16 protein-coding genes are annotated in these 18,072 nt (G+C 65.2%); 5 read left to right on the forward strand and 11 right to left on the reverse strand.

Features of this window, described 5'->3' with window-relative positions; translation table 11 throughout:
• The 3 genes from H4V95_RS13130 to H4V95_RS13140 are packed head-to-tail and all read left to right on the forward strand — an operon-like array spanning window position 1 to window position 2,895.
• On the forward strand, window positions 1-1,218 hold the full coding sequence (locus tag H4V95_RS13130; RefSeq protein ID WP_196866303.1) for an acyl-CoA dehydrogenase family protein: 1,218 nt from the start codon (window positions 1-3) through the stop codon (window positions 1,216-1,218).
• A gap of 10 nt (window positions 1,219-1,228) precedes the next feature.
• Window positions 1,229-2,005, forward strand: coding sequence for an enoyl-CoA hydratase/isomerase family protein (locus tag H4V95_RS13135; protein WP_209730837.1), 777 nt, complete (start codon window positions 1,229-1,231; stop codon window positions 2,003-2,005).
• Window positions 2,006-2,007: 2 nt separating this feature from the next.
• Entirely contained in the window at window positions 2,008-2,895 is an 888-nt protein-coding gene (locus H4V95_RS13140; RefSeq protein WP_209730838.1) for a 3-hydroxyacyl-CoA dehydrogenase family protein, read from the forward strand.
• 96 nt (window positions 2,896-2,991) lie between these two features.
• Here H4V95_RS13140 and H4V95_RS13145 read toward each other — a convergent pair whose 3' ends face one another.
• The 8 genes from H4V95_RS13145 to truB form a co-directional block, all read right to left on the reverse strand.
• The gene (locus tag H4V95_RS13145; RefSeq protein WP_209730839.1) at window positions 2,992-4,458 is read right to left on the reverse strand and encodes a pitrilysin family protein; all 1,467 of its coding nucleotides are present in this window, start codon (window positions 4,456-4,458) and stop codon (window positions 2,992-2,994) included.
• 3 nt (window positions 4,459-4,461) lie between these two features.
• A complete protein-coding gene (locus H4V95_RS13150) occupies window positions 4,462-6,735 on the reverse strand; it encodes a polyribonucleotide nucleotidyltransferase (RefSeq protein WP_196866307.1) in 2,274 nt (757 codons plus the stop codon).
• Between the two features lie 281 nt (window positions 6,736-7,016).
• A complete protein-coding gene (gene rpsO / locus H4V95_RS13155; RefSeq protein WP_019483462.1) occupies window positions 7,017-7,286 on the reverse strand; it encodes a 30S ribosomal protein S15 in 270 nt (89 codons plus the stop codon).
• Between the two features lie 136 nt (window positions 7,287-7,422).
• The gene (locus H4V95_RS13160; RefSeq protein WP_196866308.1) at window positions 7,423-8,415 is read right to left on the reverse strand and encodes a bifunctional riboflavin kinase/FAD synthetase; all 993 of its coding nucleotides are present in this window, start codon (window positions 8,413-8,415) and stop codon (window positions 7,423-7,425) included.
• A gap of 73 nt (window positions 8,416-8,488) precedes the next feature.
• Window positions 8,489-9,160: a DUF4345 domain-containing protein gene (locus tag H4V95_RS13165; RefSeq protein ID WP_209730840.1), complete on the reverse strand. Its 672-nt coding sequence runs from the start codon at window positions 9,158-9,160 to the stop codon at window positions 8,489-8,491.
• A gap of 64 nt (window positions 9,161-9,224) precedes the next feature.
• Window positions 9,225-9,695, reverse strand: a complete 471-nt coding sequence (locus H4V95_RS13170) for a hypothetical protein (protein WP_209730841.1) — start codon at window positions 9,693-9,695, stop codon at window positions 9,225-9,227.
• On the reverse strand, window positions 9,692-10,063 hold the full coding sequence (locus tag H4V95_RS13175) for a hypothetical protein (RefSeq protein WP_209730842.1): 372 nt from the start codon (window positions 10,061-10,063) through the stop codon (window positions 9,692-9,694). Before H4V95_RS13175 ends, H4V95_RS13170 begins: the two co-directional genes overlap by 4 nt.
• A complete protein-coding gene (truB, locus tag H4V95_RS13180; RefSeq protein ID WP_312884037.1) occupies window positions 10,060-11,040 on the reverse strand; it encodes a tRNA pseudouridine(55) synthase TruB in 981 nt (326 codons plus the stop codon). The genes H4V95_RS13175 and truB overlap by 4 nt, the downstream gene beginning before the upstream one ends.
• A gap of 127 nt (window positions 11,041-11,167) precedes the next feature.
• On the opposite strand from truB, the gene H4V95_RS13185 reads away from it, so the two are divergent.
• A complete protein-coding gene (locus H4V95_RS13185; RefSeq protein WP_209730844.1) occupies window positions 11,168-12,367 on the forward strand; it encodes a pyridoxal phosphate-dependent aminotransferase in 1,200 nt (399 codons plus the stop codon).
• A gap of 183 nt (window positions 12,368-12,550) precedes the next feature.
• Window positions 12,551-13,738, forward strand: a complete 1,188-nt coding sequence (locus tag H4V95_RS13190; protein ID WP_209730845.1) for a ScyD/ScyE family protein — start codon at window positions 12,551-12,553, stop codon at window positions 13,736-13,738.
• Window positions 13,739-13,830: 92 nt separating this feature from the next.
• Here H4V95_RS13190 and rbfA read toward each other — a convergent pair whose 3' ends face one another.
• The 3 genes from rbfA to H4V95_RS13205 form a co-directional block, all read right to left on the reverse strand.
• Window positions 13,831-14,295, reverse strand: coding sequence for a 30S ribosome-binding factor RbfA (gene rbfA / locus H4V95_RS13195; RefSeq protein WP_196866315.1), 465 nt, complete (start codon window positions 14,293-14,295; stop codon window positions 13,831-13,833).
• Between the two features lie 338 nt (window positions 14,296-14,633).
• Complete coding sequence (gene infB / locus H4V95_RS13200) at window positions 14,634-17,528, reverse strand: translation initiation factor IF-2 (RefSeq protein ID WP_209730846.1); 2,895 nt, start codon at window positions 17,526-17,528, stop codon at window positions 14,634-14,636.
• A 152-nt stretch (window positions 17,529-17,680) separates the two neighbouring features.
• A complete protein-coding gene (locus tag H4V95_RS13205; RefSeq protein WP_196866317.1) occupies window positions 17,681-18,010 on the reverse strand; it encodes a YlxR family protein in 330 nt (109 codons plus the stop codon).
• Window positions 18,011-18,072: the final 62 nt, after the last annotated feature.

Here is an 18,072-nt window from a genome sequence, read left to right on the forward strand (position 1 = left end):
ATGACGGCAGCACTCAACGAATCCCCTGTCGCTTCGGCACTACCGGATGTCGCGAACGTCCCCGACACCTCCGACGTCCTGCAGCTCAACGGACTACTCAGTACCCAGGAGCTAGCCGTTCAGGCGACGGTCAGGGCCTTTGTGGACACCAGGATCAAGCCCAACATCGCCCAGTGGTACGAGAGCGCTTCCTTCCCCACCGAAATAATGCACGAGCTCGGTGACCTGGGAGTGCTGGGCATGCACCTTCACGGGTACGGCTGCCCCGGGCGCACGGCTGTCGAATACGGCGTGGCCGCCATGGAACTGGAAGCCGGTGATTCAGGCATCCGGACGCTCGTCAGTGTGCAGGGCTCACTGGCGATGAGCGCCATCCACAAGTGGGGCTCCGAAGAGCAGAAGAATCATTGGCTGCCGTCCATGGCTACCGGCCGCACGATCGGTTGCTTCGGTCTCACGGAGCCAACCGCAGGCAGCGACCCATCCGCCATGAAGACGTTCGCCCGCAAGGAGGGAGCGTCCTGGATTCTCAGTGGCGAGAAGCGCTGGATTGGTCTGGCGTCTATTGCCCAGGTGGCTGTGATCTGGGCAATGACGGACGACGGTGTTCGCGGGTTCCTGGTGCCCACTGACTCCCCCGGCTTCGTGGCAACCCCAATCACCTCCAAGCTCTCCATGCGCGCCTCGGTTCAGTGCGACATCGTCATGACGGATATCCGGCTCCCCGACACCGCAATCCTCCCCGGGGCAAAAGGCTTGCGCGGCCCGTTCTCCTGCCTGAACGAGGCGCGGTACGGAATTATCTGGGGTGCCATGGGTGCGGCCCGTGACAGCTACCAGGCCGCACTGGACTACTCACAGGGACGTCTGCAGTTCGACAAGCCGCTTGCCTCCTATCAACTCACCCAGGAGAAACTGGTCAACATGGTGCTGGAAATCCAGAAGGGTGTCCTGCTCGCCATTCACATCGGCCGGCTAAAGGACGCAGGCACCCTGCGGCCTGAACAGATTTCAGTAGGCAAACTCAACAATGTGCGGGAAGCCATCGCCATCGCACGCGAGGCTCGGACCGTTCTGGGCGGCAACGGCGTGACCCTCGACTATTCGCCACTGCGCCACGCCAACAACTTGGAGAGTGTGCGCACTTATGAGGGTACTGATGAGGTGCACACCCTGATTCTGGGCAGCCACCTCACCGGCATTCCTGCGTTCAGGTAGAGGCGCCGTCATGGAATTCACCCTGATCAGCGCCGAGTCCATCAACGGGTTGGGCATCATCACCATCAATCGCCCGGCGAGCCGCAATGCCCTCAACCGGGTTGTCCTGGACGAGATCGCCGGCGCCCTGGACCTCTTCCTTGACGACGAAGGAGTGGGCGCGGTGATCTTTACCGGTGCCGGGGGGAAGGCGTTTATTGCTGGCGCCGACATCAACCAGTTAGCCAACTACACCCTGGTTGATGGCCTCTCCGGCAGGATGCAGCGGCTCTACGACACCATCGAGGCTTACGAGCTGCCGACCATCGCCGCCATCAACGGGTATGCGCTCGGTGGGGGGCTCGAACTTGCGATGGCGTGTGACATCCGGATAGCGGTAGAAGGTAGCCGGTTTGCCCTGCCGGAAACCAATCTTGGCATCATTCCCGGCGCGGGTGGAACTCAGCGGTTGTCGAGGCTGGTGGGCCGGGGGCGCGCCGTGGAACTCATCCTGACCGGGAGGCTGGTTGACGCACCCGAGGCTCTGGGCATGGGGCTGGTGACCGACGTCGTCCCGTCGTCGGACCTGATGGATACGGTGAGGAAAACCGCCGACACCATCCTGGCGAAGGGTCCGCTGGCAGTCCGCCTGGCCAAAATGGTGGTGAAACACGGCTTTGACACCGATCAGCAGACCGGGCTTCTCCTGGAGCGGCTTGCGCAGTCGCTCCTGTACACCACCCAGGACAAAGCAGAAGGCACCGCAGCATTCCTCGAAAAACGCTCAGCCAGATACGTAGGAAAGTAGCTATGGAAACGACACCTGATCTTCAGAAAATTCACCGCATCCTCGTCGTGGGTGCGGGCGCCATGGGCTCCCAAATCGGATTGGTCGGCGCGCTGGCCGGGTATCAGGTCACCGTCCAGGACATCTCGGAGCGGATGCTGGCGCCGGCGAGTGAGGAGCTCTCACTGCGGCTCGACCGCAGCGTTGCCAAAGGCCGCCTCGAACGCGGCGCAGCGGACGCTGCGTTGAACCGGATGAGCTTCACCACCAGCCTCAGGGATGCCGCCTCGACTGCTGACTTCGTCATCGAGGCAGCAGTGGAAAAACTGGATATCAAACGGGAGATCTTCCGGGAACTCGATGAGTACGCACCAGCCCATGCAGTGTTGGCTACCAATTCCTCCACGCTGGGCTCATCGAAAGTGGCGGATGCCACCGGGCGCCCGGACCGGGTCTGCAACATGCACTTCTTCAATCCAGCCCTGGTCATGAAATGCGTCGAGGTGGTGCGCCACGAGAGCACCTCCCAGCAGACAGTGGACACCGCAATGGGCCTCGCCGCACGGCTGGGCAAAGCGCCAATCCTGATCAACCGCGAGATCCCCGGGTTCGTCGCGAACCGCCTGCTGGGCGCGTTGCGCACCGAGGCGCTGAAACTGTACGACGGCGGCATAGCGAGTTTTGAAGACATTGACACGGCGGCCAAGACTGCGTTGGGTCACCCCATGGGCCCCTTCGAATTGATGGACCTGGTGGGCCTCGATGTCGCCTACCTGATCAGGCAGGCCCATCATCAGGAGACCGGGGATCCCGCCGACCTGCCGCATCCGGCCCTTACCGAGCTCTACGAAGCCGGGCACTACGGCCGAAAGACCGGGAAGGGCTGGTACGAGTACACCGAGGGCAGCTAGAGGCACCCCGCTCGCGCCCTGTCACACCGTTCAGTCATGATCCTCAAACGCGCCCCTGCTGAACAGGGGCGCGTTCGAAGATTCTGTGCAGGACCGCTAGTGACCGAAGTCCGTCGGTGTGTCGAACGGTCCGACGACCGTGATGGTGCGCGGAGCGGCAGCCAGCTCGGCCGCCAGTTCCCGCACCTGATCCCCGGTGACCGCGTTGATCCGGGCCAGCACCTCGTCCAGTCCCAGGAACTCCCCCGACACCAGTTCAGCCCTGCCCAGCCGCGACATCCGCGAGCCACTGTCCTCCAGCGCCATCACCATGCCCCCGGAGAGCTGCCCAACCGCGCGGCGCAGCTCGTCGGCTGAGATGCCCTCAGCGGCGAGCCGGTCCAGTTCGGCACCGAGCAGGTCGATCACCTGCCCGGTCTTCGCTGGGGAACAGCCCGCGTACATCGCGAAGTACCCGGCATCCGCGTAGGAGGCCGAGAAAGAGTAGGTCGAGTAGACCAGTCCCCGCTTTTCCCGGATCTCCTGGAACAGCCGCGATGACATTCCCCCGCCCAGCACAGCGTTCAGGACGCTCATGACGAACCGCCGCTCGTCGGTCGCGGTAATCGATGGGCAGCCCACCAGGATGTTCGCCTGCTCCACCGCGCGGCGGATCACTCGGATCCCGCCGGTACTCTCGATGGCGACCGGCGTATCGGACCGCCGGGCAACGGGCAGCGCATCCTCGTCGAGGGTCCATCCGGCGGTGCGCAGCGCGTCGAGCACCAGGGAGCAGACCACCTCGTGGTCCAGTCCGCCTGCTGCGGTGACCACGAGTTCGGAGGGACGGTAGTACCTGCGGTAGTGGTCCAGGACCGACTCGCGGGGTACCGCCTTGATCGCCTCGGGTGTGCCGCCGATGGGCCGGCCCAGTGGGTGTGACCCCAGGACCGCCTCGACGAACTCTTCGTGCGCGACGTCGGCGGGGTCGTCGCTGTCCATGGCGATTTCCTCGAGAATGACATCGCGTTCCTGCTCCAGCTCGTCGGCGTCGATCACCGCGCTGGTCACCATGTCAGCGATGACGTCGATCGCCATGGGCAGGTCGGCGTCCAGCACGCGGGCAAAGTAGCAGGTGTGCTCCTTCGCCGTGGCAGCGTTGCACTCCCCGCCCACCTCATCGAACGCCTCGGCAATGTCGAGTGCCGTGCGTCGGGTGGTGCCCTTGAAGAGCAGGTGCTCCAGGAAGTGGGTTGAGCCGTGCTGGCCCGCCGCCTCATCGCGGGATCCGACGCCCACCCAGAATCCGATGGTCGCCGACCGTTGGCCGGGCATCGCCTCGGTGAGGACACGCACACCGCCGGGGAGCACCGAACGGCGCACGACGGCGCCGCCCAGGGTTCCAGCGACAAGGGTCGGGTCCTGCGCCTGGGCCGAGCCGCCGGCCGTGGGCGCAGGGGTGGGCACCAACGGCAGGAGGATGGAGGAAGGGCCGGTGCGATTCTCGTGTGAAACGGCCAACGGCCCCGTTCCCGACGAAGTGTCGGGAACGGAGCCGGAGGCGTTGTTAGCTAATACAGCCATTCGTTAGTTGTCGTCGCCCTCTGCTGAGCCGACCGAGACTGCCGAAGCATCGTCGGCGGCGGCGGCGTCGTCGGCAACCACTGGGGAGAGCGAAAGCTTTCCGCGGTCGTCGATCTTGGTGATTTCAACCTGGACCTTCTGGCCCACCGAGACAATGTCGTCGACGTTGTCGACGCGCTTGCCGTTGGCCAGCTTGCGCAGCTCGGAGATGTGGAGCAGCCCATCCTTGCCCGGGGTCAGGGAGACGAAGGCACCGAAGGTGGTGGTCTTGACGACCGTACCCAGGTACCGCTCGCCAATCTCAGGAACCTGAGGGTTGGCGATGGCGTTCACCGCGGCGCGTGCAGCCTCGGCCGCACCACCGTTGGTGGCGCCGATCAGGACGGTGCCGTCATCTTCAATGGAGATGTCAGCGCCGGTGTCTTCCTGGATCTGGTTGATCATCTTGCCCTTGGGGCCAATGACCTCGCCGATCTTGTCAACCGGGATCTTCACCGAGATGATGCGTGGCGCGAACTCGGAGAGCTCGTCCGGCACGTCGATGGCTGCCTCAAGGACACCCAGGATGTGCAGGCGGGCTTCGCGGGCCTGCTTCAGTGCTGCGGCGAGCACCGAGGCGGGGATGCCGTCGAGTTTGGTGTCCAGCTGGATCGCTGTGACGAACTCGGCGGTACCGGCAACCTTGAAGTCCATGTCACCGAAAGCATCTTCGGCGCCGAGGATGTCGGTCAGCGCCGCGTAGCGGGTCTGACCGTCGACGACGTCGGACACCAGGCCCATGGCGATACCGGCGACGGGTGCCTTCAGGGGCACACCGGCGTTCAGCAGCGACAGGGTTGAGGCACAGACCGAGCCCATCGACGTCGAGCCGTTGGAGCTCAGCGCCTCGGAGACCTGGCGGATGGCGTACGGGAATTCCTCACGGCTCGGCAGAACCGGCATGAGGGCACGCTCTGCGAGGGCACCGTGACCGATTTCGCGGCGCTTCGGCGAACCGACGCGGCCGGTTTCACCGGTGGAGTAGGGAGGGAAGTTGTAGTTGTGCATGTAGCGCTTGCGCGTTACCGGCGACAACGAGTCGATCTGCTGTTCCATCTTGAGCATGTTCAGCGTGGTGATGCCCATGATCTGGGTTTCGCCGCGCTCGAAGATTGCCGAACCGTGGACCCGGGGCAGCACCTCAACTTCGGCAGTGAGCTGGCGGATGTCGCTCAGGCCACGGCCGTCGATACGGATCTGGTCCTTGAGGATGCGCTGGCGGACAACGCTCTTGGTGACCGAGCGGAAAGCAGCTGAGAGTTCCTTCTCGCGGCCTTCGAACTGCCCGGCGAGGTCAGCGGTGACGCTGTCCTTGAGTGCGTCGGAGGCGAGGTCGCGCTCCTTTTTGTCAGCGATCTGGAAGACCTCGGTCAGCTTGGCTGCTGCTGCCGACTCCACTGCTGCGAAGACGTCGTCCTGGTAGTCGAGGAAGACCGGGAAGTCGACGGTTGGCTTGGCGGCGCGGCCGGCAAGGTCAGCCTGCGCGTCACAGAGGGCGCGGATGTACGGCTTTGCCGCTTCCAGTCCATCGGCCACGATCTCTTCGGTCGGTGCGGTGGCACCGTCTTCCTTGATGAGCTTCCACGAGTTGTCGGTAGCTTCAGCCTCGACCATCATGATGGCGACGTCGTCGCCCTCGGGTCCGCTGACAACGCGGCCGGCGACGACCATGTCGAAGACCGAGTTCTCGAGCTCGGAGTGCTTCGGGAAGGCAATCCACTGGTCTTCGCCGCTGCCGTCGGACACGAGTGCCACGCGGACACCGCCGATGGGACCGGAGAAGGGAAGGCCGGAGAGCTGCGTGGACATCGACGCCGCGTTGATTGCGACGACGTCATACCGCACGTCGGGGTTGATCGCCAGAACGGTGACGACGATCTGGACCTCGTTGCGGAGGCCCTTCACGAACGCCGGGCGCAGTGGGCGGTCCATCAGCCGGCAGGCGAGGATCGCCTCGGTGGAGGGGCGGCCTTCGCGGCGGAAGAAGGAACCTGGGATACGCCCTGCGGCGTACATGCGCTCTTCAACGTCGACGGTCAGGGGGAAGAAGTCGAAGCCTTCGCGGGGGTGCTTGCCAGCGGTCGTTGCTGACAGGAGTGCGGTGTCTTCGTCGATGTACACCATTGCGGCGCCAGCTGCCTGCTGTGCAAGGCGGCCAGTCTCGAACCGTACGGTGCGCTTGCCGAACCGGCCGTTGTCAATAACGGCTTCGGCGAATTGGATTTCGGGACCCTCCATAGAGAGTCACCTCCGTTTCTGTTTAGCGAGCCTTGCCGGAACCTGCCCACCGTCTTCGCGGTGGGTATCGCATCCGGTCTTCGATCGAGATCCACGGGAACTCACGCATCGTCGGCACCAAAGTGTGCTGGACGTGCCGTCTGCTCCCGGAGACCACTACCGAGGACCGCGAATGCGCGGTGCCTGCCTGGCTCCAATGTGTTGAGTTGTTCGTGTGGCCGGTGGCCACATGTGGAAGGCGGCTCCTTCCCTTCAAGGAAGGCGCCGCCCCACGTGTGTTACTAGCGGCGCAGGCCGAGACGCTCGATGAGCGTACGGTAGCGCGTGATGTCAGTCTTGCGCAGGTAGTCCAGCAGACGACGACGGCGTCCAACCATCAGGAGCAGGCCACGACGCGTGTGGTGGTCGTGCTTGTGCATCTTGAGGTGTTCGGTCAGGTCGAGAATACGGCGGGACAGCATAGCAATCTGCACCTCAGGTGAGCCGGTATCGGCTTCCCCGGTTGCATATTCCTTGATGATTTCCTGCTTGATAGCGGCGTCAAGGGCCACAATAAACTCCTAGAGTTGTACCGTGAACAATTTTCCTGGTCTTCACGGCAGCTAAATTCACTTGGAGCTTCGCTGCCGAGCCATGGACACAGAAAGATCCAGCCACCACGGACTGCAGCCGGATCCACGTTCGAGTTTACCTGCTGTGGTGTTGTTCTGTCGAAAGGACCTCGCGCGTGCGTACGACGTCCAGGTGCATTTGTGCGATCAGCGCCTCGGGCCCGGTGTAGGCGACCATTCCCCGGAGCCGCTGGGTGAACTCGACGATGATGATCTGCCCGTACAGGTCGAAGTCGGAGACCTCTTCCTGGGGCCGGTCAATGACGTGGGCTTCAACGTGCCGGCTGACGCCCTCGAAGGTGGGGTTCGACCCCACCGAGATGGCAGCCGGCCAGCGGGTCCCCGCTTCATCCAGCAGCCACCCGGCGTAGATTCCGTCAGCGGGAATGTAGCCTCCGGAGTCCGGGGACAGGTTGGCGGTCGGGTAGCCCAGCTCCCTCCCCCGGGCGGCACCGTGCACCACTTCTCCCCGCATCCGGTGCGGACGCCCGAGGATCCGTGCCGCCGTGGCGACGTCGCCGTCCTCCAGCGCTTCGCGGACCCAGGTGGAGGAGCAGCGCCGGTCGCCGTCGGCCTCGGTGGGTTCGGTGGGGCTGGCACCGAAGTCGTCGATGACGATCACTTCGAAGCCGAGCTTCGCGCCGAGTTCCCGCATGGTGTCCAGGTCACCGCTGTTGTCACGGCCAAACCTGACGTCCCGTCCCACCACGACTGCCCGTGCGTCCAGGGCGTCGACGAAGACCTTGGTGACAAACTCCTCGGGGGTGTTTGCCGCCAGTTCCAGCGTGTAGTGCATCATGACCAATGCCTGGATGCCGGTGGTGGCGAGGGTTTCAATCCGGTCCTCGAGGCCCATGATGAGCTCGGGCGCCTGATCCGGGCGGTGGACCTTTGCCGGGTGCGGTTCGAAGGACACCACCACCGCCGCGGCATGGTGCGACTCCGCCGCTGCAACCAGGTGCTGCAACACCCGCTGGTGCCCGATGTGGACGCCGTCGAAGTTGCCGATGGTGACCACAGATGGACCAAAACCATTCGGAACACTGGTCAGGTCATTCCAGTAGTACACGCATCTCCTCTTTCGTTTCTTCGTTCAGTGCTGCCCGGCAGTGCGCCGGCACAGCGTGCCGCCCGTGGGCTGATTAGCCGCGGGCGGCGTACTCGTTGCGGATTTCAGTGGTCTTCGCGATGTACCGGTGCCAGACCAGCAGGGCGGCCGGGAAAGCGAGTTCGATGACCATCAGGATGATCATCATGTAGTGCGGGGTCCCGGAGAATGCCCAGGACAGGACGCGGCCAATCCCGCCGATGAAGACCATCAGGCAGACCATCCACAGCATGTTCGCCCATTCGAACTTCACACCGATGGTGATGAACGCGGCACCAACACCCACCATCATCGCGGCGAAGAACCGGAACTGGCTTTCCAGGGTGGGGCTGGGGGTGCCAATATCGGTGTCGGGCAGGCCCGAGGTCCCGGTGATCAGGTAGTACGCGCCGAAACCGGCGAGGATCAGCCCGACCAGGACGACGACTGTCCGGAAGACGCCCCACTCCCCCTTGGCCGACTTGGGTTTGGTGGCCTTCTTCGAGCTCTTCGCAGCCGTTTTCGGATCCGACGACGGCGTAGCGGTCCGGGACGATGCTCCGGGGGCGGGGCTCGGCTGGCTCCCAGCAGGGCGTGACTGACCGGGGGCCGGCTGGCTCCCAGCAGGGCGTGACTGACCAGCCGCTGGACTGGACGGCTTGCTGCCGGAGCCTGGACGGGTGCTGTCCTGTGGATTGCCGGTGGGGTGATTCTCTGGGCTGGACATGAGGCTCCCTTATGGATGTGCCGCTACTGGTCGAAGGTGAAATCTGTGTGCTGCTGACATACTCTCACGCAGTGGGGCTGGCCCGCTCGGTGGCGGGTTCAGCTGCCCGCCCGCGCCGGTTGAGATAGAGCCACCAGAGCCCCAGCACCGGCAGGAGCAGGGGAACGAAGCCGTACCCGCGTCCAAAGAGCGACCAGACCGTGTCGTTGGGGAACGCCTCGGGGTCAAGGAGGCTGAACAGCCCGATGGTCAGCACACCGACCAGTTCCAGGCCGACCGCGCCCACCGAGATCCAGTACCAACGCCGCCCGGGCATCGCCAGGGACACCGTGGCGAGGACATACACGCCGGCCGCGAGGGCGGTCAGGAGGTAAGCCAGCGGGGCTTCGGCGAACTTGGTGCTGATCTGGAAGACGGCCCGTGCGGTTGCCGCGAGGGCGAAAATACCGTAGACGGCAATCAGTAGGCGACCCGGACCGCTGTTGCGGTGACGAGAGGGCCCTACCGGGGACGTTTCAGTGCGGCGCGTGCTCACAGGGGCACCCGGTCCCAGATCTGTTCCATCCGGAACAGCATAACGAAGACGGTGATCCCGACGGCGCCGAGTACCACGTTGCTCCATCGGCTGCGCTCCAGGATGGCCCACCAGAACCCGGCCAGCGGGATACACAGCGCGGTGAGGAGGTAGCCCCAGAACTCCCAGGTCTCCCCGGCAATCGGCTCGCCACCGGTCTGCCTGATGATGGCTGCCACACCGTAGACCAGCAGGAACAGTTCGACGGCAGCGACAGAGAGGATGGTGACGTCGTTGGGCGGCTGCCGGATCGCCGCCGCGCCGAAGCAGATGACCGCCGAGACCACGCAAACGATCACGCCGGCAATGAAAAACCCGTCCACGATCATGAGGGGGTGCCGTTCTCGCCGGCGGTTGCGCTGTTCCCGTCGGAGGCAGTGCCGTTCTCACCGGCGGAGGTCTCGTTGCCGGGGGCGAAGACCAGCAGGGGGCGCGCCCGGTCGGCCGAGTTTTTCAGCAGGGCAACCAGGGTGCCGTCGGGAGCGAACGCCGCCACCGGACCGCCGTCGTCCCCGGCCGGGATAAACCGTCCGTGGGACAGGTCGAGCGCCTCGCCAGCGGAGAGTTCCCGCGGGGTGAACAGGACCCGTGCCGCGTCGTTGATAGGGAGGAGCCGCAGGTCGGTGGCGAGTTCCTCGAGGGTGGAAGCCTGGTCCAAAGAGTAGGGCCCCACCTGGGTGCGCCGGAGCGCGGTCAGGTGGCCGCCGACCCCGAGCGCCCGGCCCAGGTCACGGGCCAGGGCGCGGATGTAGGTGCCGGAACTGCATTCGACGGTGACATCGAGGTCCAGCAAGGTCTCATCGGCGTCCGGGTCTGTCACGGTCCGCATGTCGTGAAGCTCGAACCGGTGGATGGTCACGGGACGGGCCGCGAGGACAACGTCCTCGCCGGAGCGGACCCGGGTATAGGCGCGCTGACCCTTGACCTTGATGGCGCTCACGCTGCTGGGAACCTGTTCGATGTCGCCGGTGAGGGCCGCAACTCCTGCGCGAATGGCCTCGCCAGTGATATCGGCGGCCGAGGTGGTGGTGACGACGTCGCCCTCGGCATCGTCGGTCACTGTTGACTGGCCGAGCCTGATGGTGGCCGTGTAGGTCTTCGAGGTGCCCACCACAAAGGTCAGCAGCCGGGTCGCGCGGTTGATGCCGACCACCAGCACCCCTGTCGCCATCGGGTCGAGGGTGCCCGCGTGGCCCACCTTCCGGGTTCCCGCGAGCCGCCTCATCTTGCTCACCACGTCATGGCTGGTCCAGCCCTGAGGCTTGTCCACGATAATCAGTCCTGAGTGGACTTGCCCGGAATTCACGCCTCTCAGTATAGGCGGGATGTAGTGGGCCACCGTCCGGCGGCGGAGCCCACCGGGACGGATAGGGAGCGGCTGCGCCGCCGGGTCGTCGGCGGCCAGCCCACCCTGGCGGCGATACGCTAGGCCCATGCCGAACATCTCGACCCACGCCGCTGCGCTGCCACCGAACCAGATCCGCGAAATCACGCAGGCCGCCTGGGCCACCCCCGGCGCGATCGTCCTCAGTATCGGCGAACCAGGGTTCGCGGTGGCGCGGCATGTGCTGGAGGCGGGGATGGCCGCGCTTGACCGGGATGAGACGAACTACACACCCAACGCCGGCATCGCACCGCTGCGGGAAGCCTTCGCCAAGCGGTTCGGCGACCAGAATTCAGTCGACGTGGATCCGGCGCGAGTGTACGTGACGGCCGGCGCGCAGCAGGGCCTACACCTGGCGATGAGCCTGTTGCTCGGGGTCGGGGATGAAGTCCTGATTCCGAACCCCGGGTACCCCACGTTCGGGATGACAGCCCGCCTGCTCCATGCGGTCCCGGTGGAGTACCCGCTCCACGCCGGGCACGGGTTCCAGCCACGGGTTGAGGACCTGGAGCGGCTCGTCGGGCCCCGTACCCGGGTGCTGGTCCTCAATTCGCCGTCCAACCCACTGGGCGCGGTGTTCAGCGAGGACCTGACCCGGGCGCTGATGGAGTTCGCCCGGGCGCATGACCTGTGGGTCATTTCCGACGAGTGCTACGAGTCGTTCACCTACGATGTGCCCCACGTCAGCCCAGCACGCTTTGATGGGTCGGGATCCGCTGACGGGTCGGCTGACTGCCCGATAGATTCCTCGGCGCGGGTCTTCACCTCGGTGACCCTGTCCAAGACGTACGGACTGACCGGGATCCGGGTTGGTGCGTTGATCACCCCGCCGGGGATGCAGCAGCGTCTGGACAATGTCATGGAATCGATCGTCTCCTGCGTTGCGGCGTCCTCGCAGTATTCGGCCCTGGCGGCCCTGACCGGGCCCCAGGACTATGTCGCCACCGCGCTGGAGCATTACCGCCGCAATCGGGACGCTGCGTCGGCGGTCCTGGCAGCGCTGGGAATCGACTTCCTCGACGCGCAGGGCGCGTTCTACCTGTGGGCCGACCTCTCCCACGCCACCGACGGAAACGTCAGGGACTGGGTGCACCGGCTGCTGAGGGAGCAGGGTGTTGCGGTCGCTCCGGGCACCGCCTTCGGTTCGATAGGTGAAGGGTGGATTCGCATCTCGCTGTGTGGCGATACCGATGAGCTGGTGGAGGGTCTGTCGCGACTCCCTGGCCGCCCACCACGCCACCACGACTAGAACCAGCTCAGTTTCTGGCTGACATTTACATCAAAGTTGACTGGGTCTATCCTGTGAATGTTTCGGTGGTCTACCGTCCCAGAATGACGCTTAGGCGGACGATTTGGGGGCATGGGGCGCGCGGCGTTCTCGCCGGAAAAAGGTCTCACGTTGTCACTTTCGTCAATGTTGAGGAGATACACCGTGAAAAAAGCAACCTCCGCCGCGCTCGCATCCATTGCACTCGCGGCGACCCTGGGGCTCGGAGCCGGCCCCGCGCATTCCTGGGGATACAGCAAACCCCTCCCCACACCGGGTAAGACCACCACCCTGGCCGATGGCCTCCTGTCGCCCCTGCGGCTCGCCCTCGGACCTGGGAAATCGTTCGACGTCGCCCAGTCCTTCGGCGGGACCGTCGACCGCATCGCGGCGGATGGTTCGATCCAGCAACTCGATGCCATGCCCGGCTACTTCTCAGGCTCGGTGTCCCGCTTCGGGGGAACCACCTATTACACGATGACTGTTGGCGCGGGTGAGGGCATACCGGCAGCCAACGAGTCCCTTCTGAAGTCCATTGACAGGCGCGGCAAGGTCAGGACCATCACCGACATCGCCGCGTATGAACGTGCGGCGAATCCTGACGGCGGCACCATCTACGGGTTCAGGGACCTGGACGAGGAGTGCCTGGCCGCACAGGTCAATCTGGGTCCCTTCGCACGGTACCCCGGAGCCCAGGATTCCAACCCCTATGCCACCGTGGCCCTCGGCTCCCAGGTACTCGTAGCGGATGCTGGAGCCAATGCGATCTTCAGGGTTGACCGGTGGGGCAAGGTGTCCACCGTCGCGGTCCTGCCCGCAATCCCCCTCGAAATCAACGAGGAACGGGCGGCGGCGCTCGGACTCGATCCGTGCGCTGTGGGCTCCACCTACTACCTGGAACCGGTGCCCACTGACATCGAGATCGGGTGGAACGGCAAGCTCTATGTGACCTCGCTACCCGGCGGGCCGGAGGATCCGTCGCTCGGAGCCCTCGGCTCCGTGTTCGCCGTCAACCTGTGGAAGGGCACCGCCACCCAGGTGGCTACCGGGCTGGTCACCCCCACCGGGGTGGCAGTGGACGGGGGCGGGAACATCTACGTGGCTGAGCTGTTCGCGAACCGGATTTCGGTCATCCCCCGTGGATCGTCAACGGCGCAGCCGCTGCTGGAGGTCCCCCTGCCCGCAGAGGTCGAGCTGCGGGGGTCGACCCTGTACGCCACCACCGATGTCCTCCCCGGAGAAGGGACACCTCCCGACGGGAAGGTGATCAAGGTGAAGCTCAACGGCGGACACGGCTGGTACCCGTCCGGGCAGGAACCGACCGGTGACACGGCCGACGCCAACCAGGACTGACCAGCAGGAATTCAACCAGTGTTAACGCCGGGAGGGCGGGTCCGCTGCTGCGGACCCGCCCTCCCGTGTGTACTGGCCTAATGTGTACTGACCTACTTGGCGGCGTCGGGATTCGCCGGCTCAGCCTCGTCGTCGTCCTCGTCCGGTTTGCGGTACGGGTCCGCGTCCCCCGCGAACTTTGCGCCCTGGGCGATCGCGGCAACTTCCGCGTCACGCTCCCGGGCAGTCCGCAGCAGCTCTTCGAGATGGCTCGCGTTGACCGGGATTTCGTCGGGAACGAATTCGAGGGTCGGCGTCAGGCGGGCGGTGATGTTCCGTCCCACCTCTGACCGCAGCACACCGCGGGCCGACTCGAGGGCGGTGCGGGTGGCAGCCTGCTCGTCTGCATCGCCGAAGACCGTGTAGTACAGGGTCGCGTGCTGGAGGTCGTTGGTGACCCGTGCATCCGTGATGGTCACGGCCTCGAGCCGTGGATCCTTGACCCGGCGGCGCAGAGCCTCAGCGACAATTACCTTAATCCGTTGGGCGAGCCGTGAAGCCCGTGCCGGATCTGCCATAACTAACTCCTCTTGCCTAAACAATTACTAAAACGGGTACTTCAGGGACGCCCGGGAACGCCATGGTTGGCTACCGGGCGATCAAATCGCGCAATCTGTGACGCGCGGCCGTCGTCGATATCCGGCGGCCGGGCCAGACGCCCAACCCGAGCCGTTGGAGAAATCCGGCAGCCCATGGTTGGTGGGCGTCTGAGCGCCCGCCGACCGGAAAACTAAACACCAAGTCCAGAGTGCGGGCGCGAAGTGGGCAAGGGCCGCCGGATTTCTCCTGCGGCCCCAGCAGCGAAATGGGCAAAGGCGCCCCGGATCCCGGGGCGCCCGCCCACAACTTCAACAACCTAGACGCGCGGCTTCTCGCGCATCTCGTAGGTCTCGACAATGTCGCCTTCCTTGACGTCATTGAAGGACCCGAGGCCGATACCACACTCGAAGTCCGTGCGGACCTCGGTGGCATCGTCCTTGAAGCGACGTAGAGACTCGACCGTGAGGTTGTCGCCGACAACCGTCCCGTCGCGGACCAGACGTGCCTTGGAGTTCCTGCGGATGACACCGGAGCGGACGATCGATCCGGCAATGTTGCCGAACTTCGAGGACCTGAAGACTTCCCGGATCTCTGCGGTTCCGAGTTGCGCTTCTTCGTACTCGGGCTTGAGCATGCCCTTGAGTGCTGCCTCAATGTCATCGATTGCTGCGTAGATGACCGAGTAGAAGCGCAGGTCGACACCTTCGCGGTCGGCAAGGTCTGCCACCCGCTCGGCTGGCCGGACGTTGAACCCGATGATGATCGCCGAGTCCACGGTGGCCAGGTTGACGTCGTTCTGCGTGATGGCGCCGACGCCACGGTGGATGACCCGCAGCGCAACTCCATCGCCCACATCGATCTTGAGCAGAGAATCTTCGAGTGCTTCGACAGCACCGGAGACGTCGCCCTTGAGGATGAGGTTGAGGGTGTCGACCTTGCCGTCTGCGACGGCCTGGTCGAAGTCCTCGAGGCTGATGCGCTTGCGGCGCTTCGCCAGGGCTGCGTTACGGTCGGCTGCTTCACGCTTCTCGGCGATCTGGCGGCCGGTCCGCTCGTCAGGTGTCACCAGGAAGGTGTCACCGGCGCGCGGCACCGTCGAGAGGCCCAGCACCTGAACGGGGCGGGATGGTCCTGCGACCATGACGTTGTCGCCGTCCTCGTTGAACATCGCCCGGACACGTCCGTGCGCCACACCGGCGACGATCGTGTCGCCGACGTTCAGCGTTCCGGACTGGACCAGCACGGTTGCAACAGCACCGCGGCCCTTGTCCAGGTTGGCTTCGATGGCGATACCGCGGGCGTCCTTGTTCGGGTTGGCCCGCATGTCGAGTGCAGCGTCAGCGGTCAAGAGGACAGCTTCGAGCAGTTCGTCGATGCCTTCACCCTTGAGCGCCGACACGTGGACGAACATGGTGTCGCCACCGTATTCCTCGGGGACCAGACCGTACTCGGTGAGCTGACCCTTGACCTTGTCGGGGTTGGCCCCTTCGCGGTCGATCTTGTTCACTGCGACGACGATCGGCACGTTGGCCGCCTGGGCGTGGTTCAGTGCCTCAACCGTCTGGGGCATGACGCCGTCGTCGGCCGCGACAACCAGGACCGCGATGTCGGTGACCTTGGCACCACGGGCACGCATGGCGGTGAACGCCTCGTGGCCGGGGGTGTCAATGAACGTGATGGCGCGCTCGGTGCCCTCATGCTCGTGGTCGATCTGGTAGGCACCGATGTGCTGGGTGATGCCGCCGTGCTCGCCTTCGACGACGTTCGACTTGCGGATCGCATCCAGCAGGCGCGTCTTACCGTGGTCGACGTGGCCCATGACGGTGACCACTGGAGGACGGGCCTCCAGCTGGGTGTCACCCTCGGCTTCGAGTTCGGCGTCGATGTCGATGTCGAAGTTGCCGAGCAGCTCGCGCTCCTCGTCCTCCGGCGAAACGACCTGGATCTTGTAACCCAGTTCCGTGCCGAGCACCTCGAAGGTGCCTTCGTCGAGGGACTGGGTGGCGGTCGCCATTTCACCAAGGTGGAACAGGACCGTGACCAGTGCCGCCGGGTTCGCATCTATCTTCTCGGCGAACTCGGAGAGTGAGGAGCCACGACGCAACCGGACAACAGTGTTGCCGTCGCCGCGGGGTACGCTGACGCCGCCCAGGGACGGAGCTGACATCTGCTCCAGTTCCTGACGCTTTGCACGCTTCGACTTGCGCTGCTTGCCGCGTCCTGCGCCGCCCTTACCGAAAGCACCGGCAGTGCCGCCGCGTCCGCGACCGCCCTTGCCGAAGCCGCCGCCGGCGGGTGCGCCGCCACCGGCACCGGGTGCGCCACCTGGGCCGCCACGGCCTGGTCCGCCACCTGGGCGCGCCGCGCCGCCACGGCCTGGGGCCGCTGGGCGTTCGGTGCGGTTGGGCATCATGCCCGGCGTTGGACGTGATCCTGGTGCGCCAGCTGCCGGACGGGGACCGCCCGGACGCGCCGAGCCTGCCGCTGGCCGTGGGCCACCAGCACCGGTTGCCGGGCGGGGTCCGCCAGCACCAGCGGCTGGCCGCTGGCCGGCCGCGTCGTCACGGCGTCCCGGACGCGGCATGCCCTGGGATGGCGCAAAGGGGTTGTTGCCGGGGCGGGGTCCGCCGGAGCGGTCGCCGTCGCCGCGACCCGAGCGGGGCATGCCCTGCGAGGGTGCGAACGGGTTGTTGCCTGGTCGGGGAGCACCGGGTCGGGCCGCCGAACCGGAACGCGCGGCAGGAGCCTGCGCCTCGGCCGGCTTGGGTGCCGGGCGTGCGCCCGGCTTGGCTGCCGACGAGGCTTCCGGGGCTGTTGGCTCAGCAGCTGCTGGAGCCGCCGGGGCCGCTGCCGGGGCGGCGGCTGGTTCGGGGGTGGCTGCGGGGGTGTCCTTGCGGTCCTTCTCCGGTGCCTTCGGACCGGGAGTAGCCGGTGAGGCTGACTTCGGCGGGGCAGGGGTGGAAGCCGCTGGGCTTGCTGCAGGTGCCGGCGCGGCCTTGGCGGGCGCCGGATCAGCGGCAGGCTTGGCTGCTGCTGCGGGTGCGGCAGCGGGTGCTGCCGGGAAAGCGCCGCGAAGTTTCTTCACGACGGGTGCCTCGATTGTTGACGAGGCGGAACGGACGAATTCGCCCAGTTCCTGCAGCTTGGCTACTGCATCTTTCGAAGTAATTCCGAGCTCTTTGGCGAGCTCGTGTACGCGGACCTTAGCCACATTTCTCCTGTCTCGGTCCGCACCGAGTCAGGCACGAACCAACTATTTCCTACTGCAGACCACAGCCGCCGGGGCAACTGAAAATCCGATTGCAAAGCTCAACAGATTGTTCATCGTTGGGCACTCATCGCTGGGTACTCATCGGGAATCCATCAGTTTTCTGACCCGCTTTCAGGGGGGACGGTTTCTTTAGGGTGGCTCCGTAGCGAAGCTTCCTTGAGTGTGTGGAGCCGGTCCTCGACTTCGCGAGGGTCAACCTGACCCCGAAAGGCTCGGTTGAAAGCACCCCTCTTGAGGGCCTGCTCCAGGCACGCCGGCGTGGGGTGCAACCACGCACCTCTACCGGAGAGTCGGCGGCGATCATCAATCACGACGACGTTGGAGCCGTCCGGATTTCCTCTCACCAACCGCAGCAAAACAGCCTGGTCATCACGTTTCCGGCAACCGACGCACGTTCTGATCGCGGCACGTTGGGATGGCAATGACCTAAGCCTCTTCCATTCTAGCTCTTTTCGGCAGGCAAGGCCGCATTGGCAGCACTACC

This window comes from Arthrobacter sp. CAN_C5, from assembly GCF_017875735.1.
In the GTDB taxonomy this organism is placed as follows: domain Bacteria; phylum Actinomycetota; class Actinomycetes; order Actinomycetales; family Micrococcaceae; genus Arthrobacter_D.

Coding starts and splice junctions, on each gene's coding strand:
- H4V95_RS13130 (WP_196866303.1), top strand. CDS start 1: ATGACGGCAGCACTCAACGAATCCCCTGTCGCTTCGGCACTACCGGAT.
- H4V95_RS13135 (WP_209730837.1), top strand. CDS start 1,229: ATGGAATTCACCCTGATCAGCGCCGAGTCCATCAACGGGTTGGGCATC.
- H4V95_RS13140 (WP_209730838.1), top strand. CDS start 2,008: ATGGAAACGACACCTGATCTTCAGAAAATTCACCGCATCCTCGTCGTG.
- H4V95_RS13145 (WP_209730839.1), bottom strand. CDS start 4,458: ATGGCTGTATTAGCTAACAACGCCTCCGGCTCCGTTCCCGACACTTCG.
- H4V95_RS13150 (WP_196866307.1), bottom strand. CDS start 6,735: ATGGAGGGTCCCGAAATCCAATTCGCCGAAGCCGTTATTGACAACGGC.
- H4V95_RS13165 (WP_209730840.1), bottom strand. CDS start 9,160: ATGTCCAGCCCAGAGAATCACCCCACCGGCAATCCACAGGACAGCACC.
- H4V95_RS13175 (WP_209730842.1), bottom strand. CDS start 10,063: ATGATCGTGGACGGGTTTTTCATTGCCGGCGTGATCGTTTGCGTGGTC.
- H4V95_RS13185 (WP_209730844.1), top strand. CDS start 11,168: ATGCCGAACATCTCGACCCACGCCGCTGCGCTGCCACCGAACCAGATC.
- rbfA (WP_196866315.1), bottom strand. CDS start 14,295: ATGGCAGATCCGGCACGGGCTTCACGGCTCGCCCAACGGATTAAGGTA.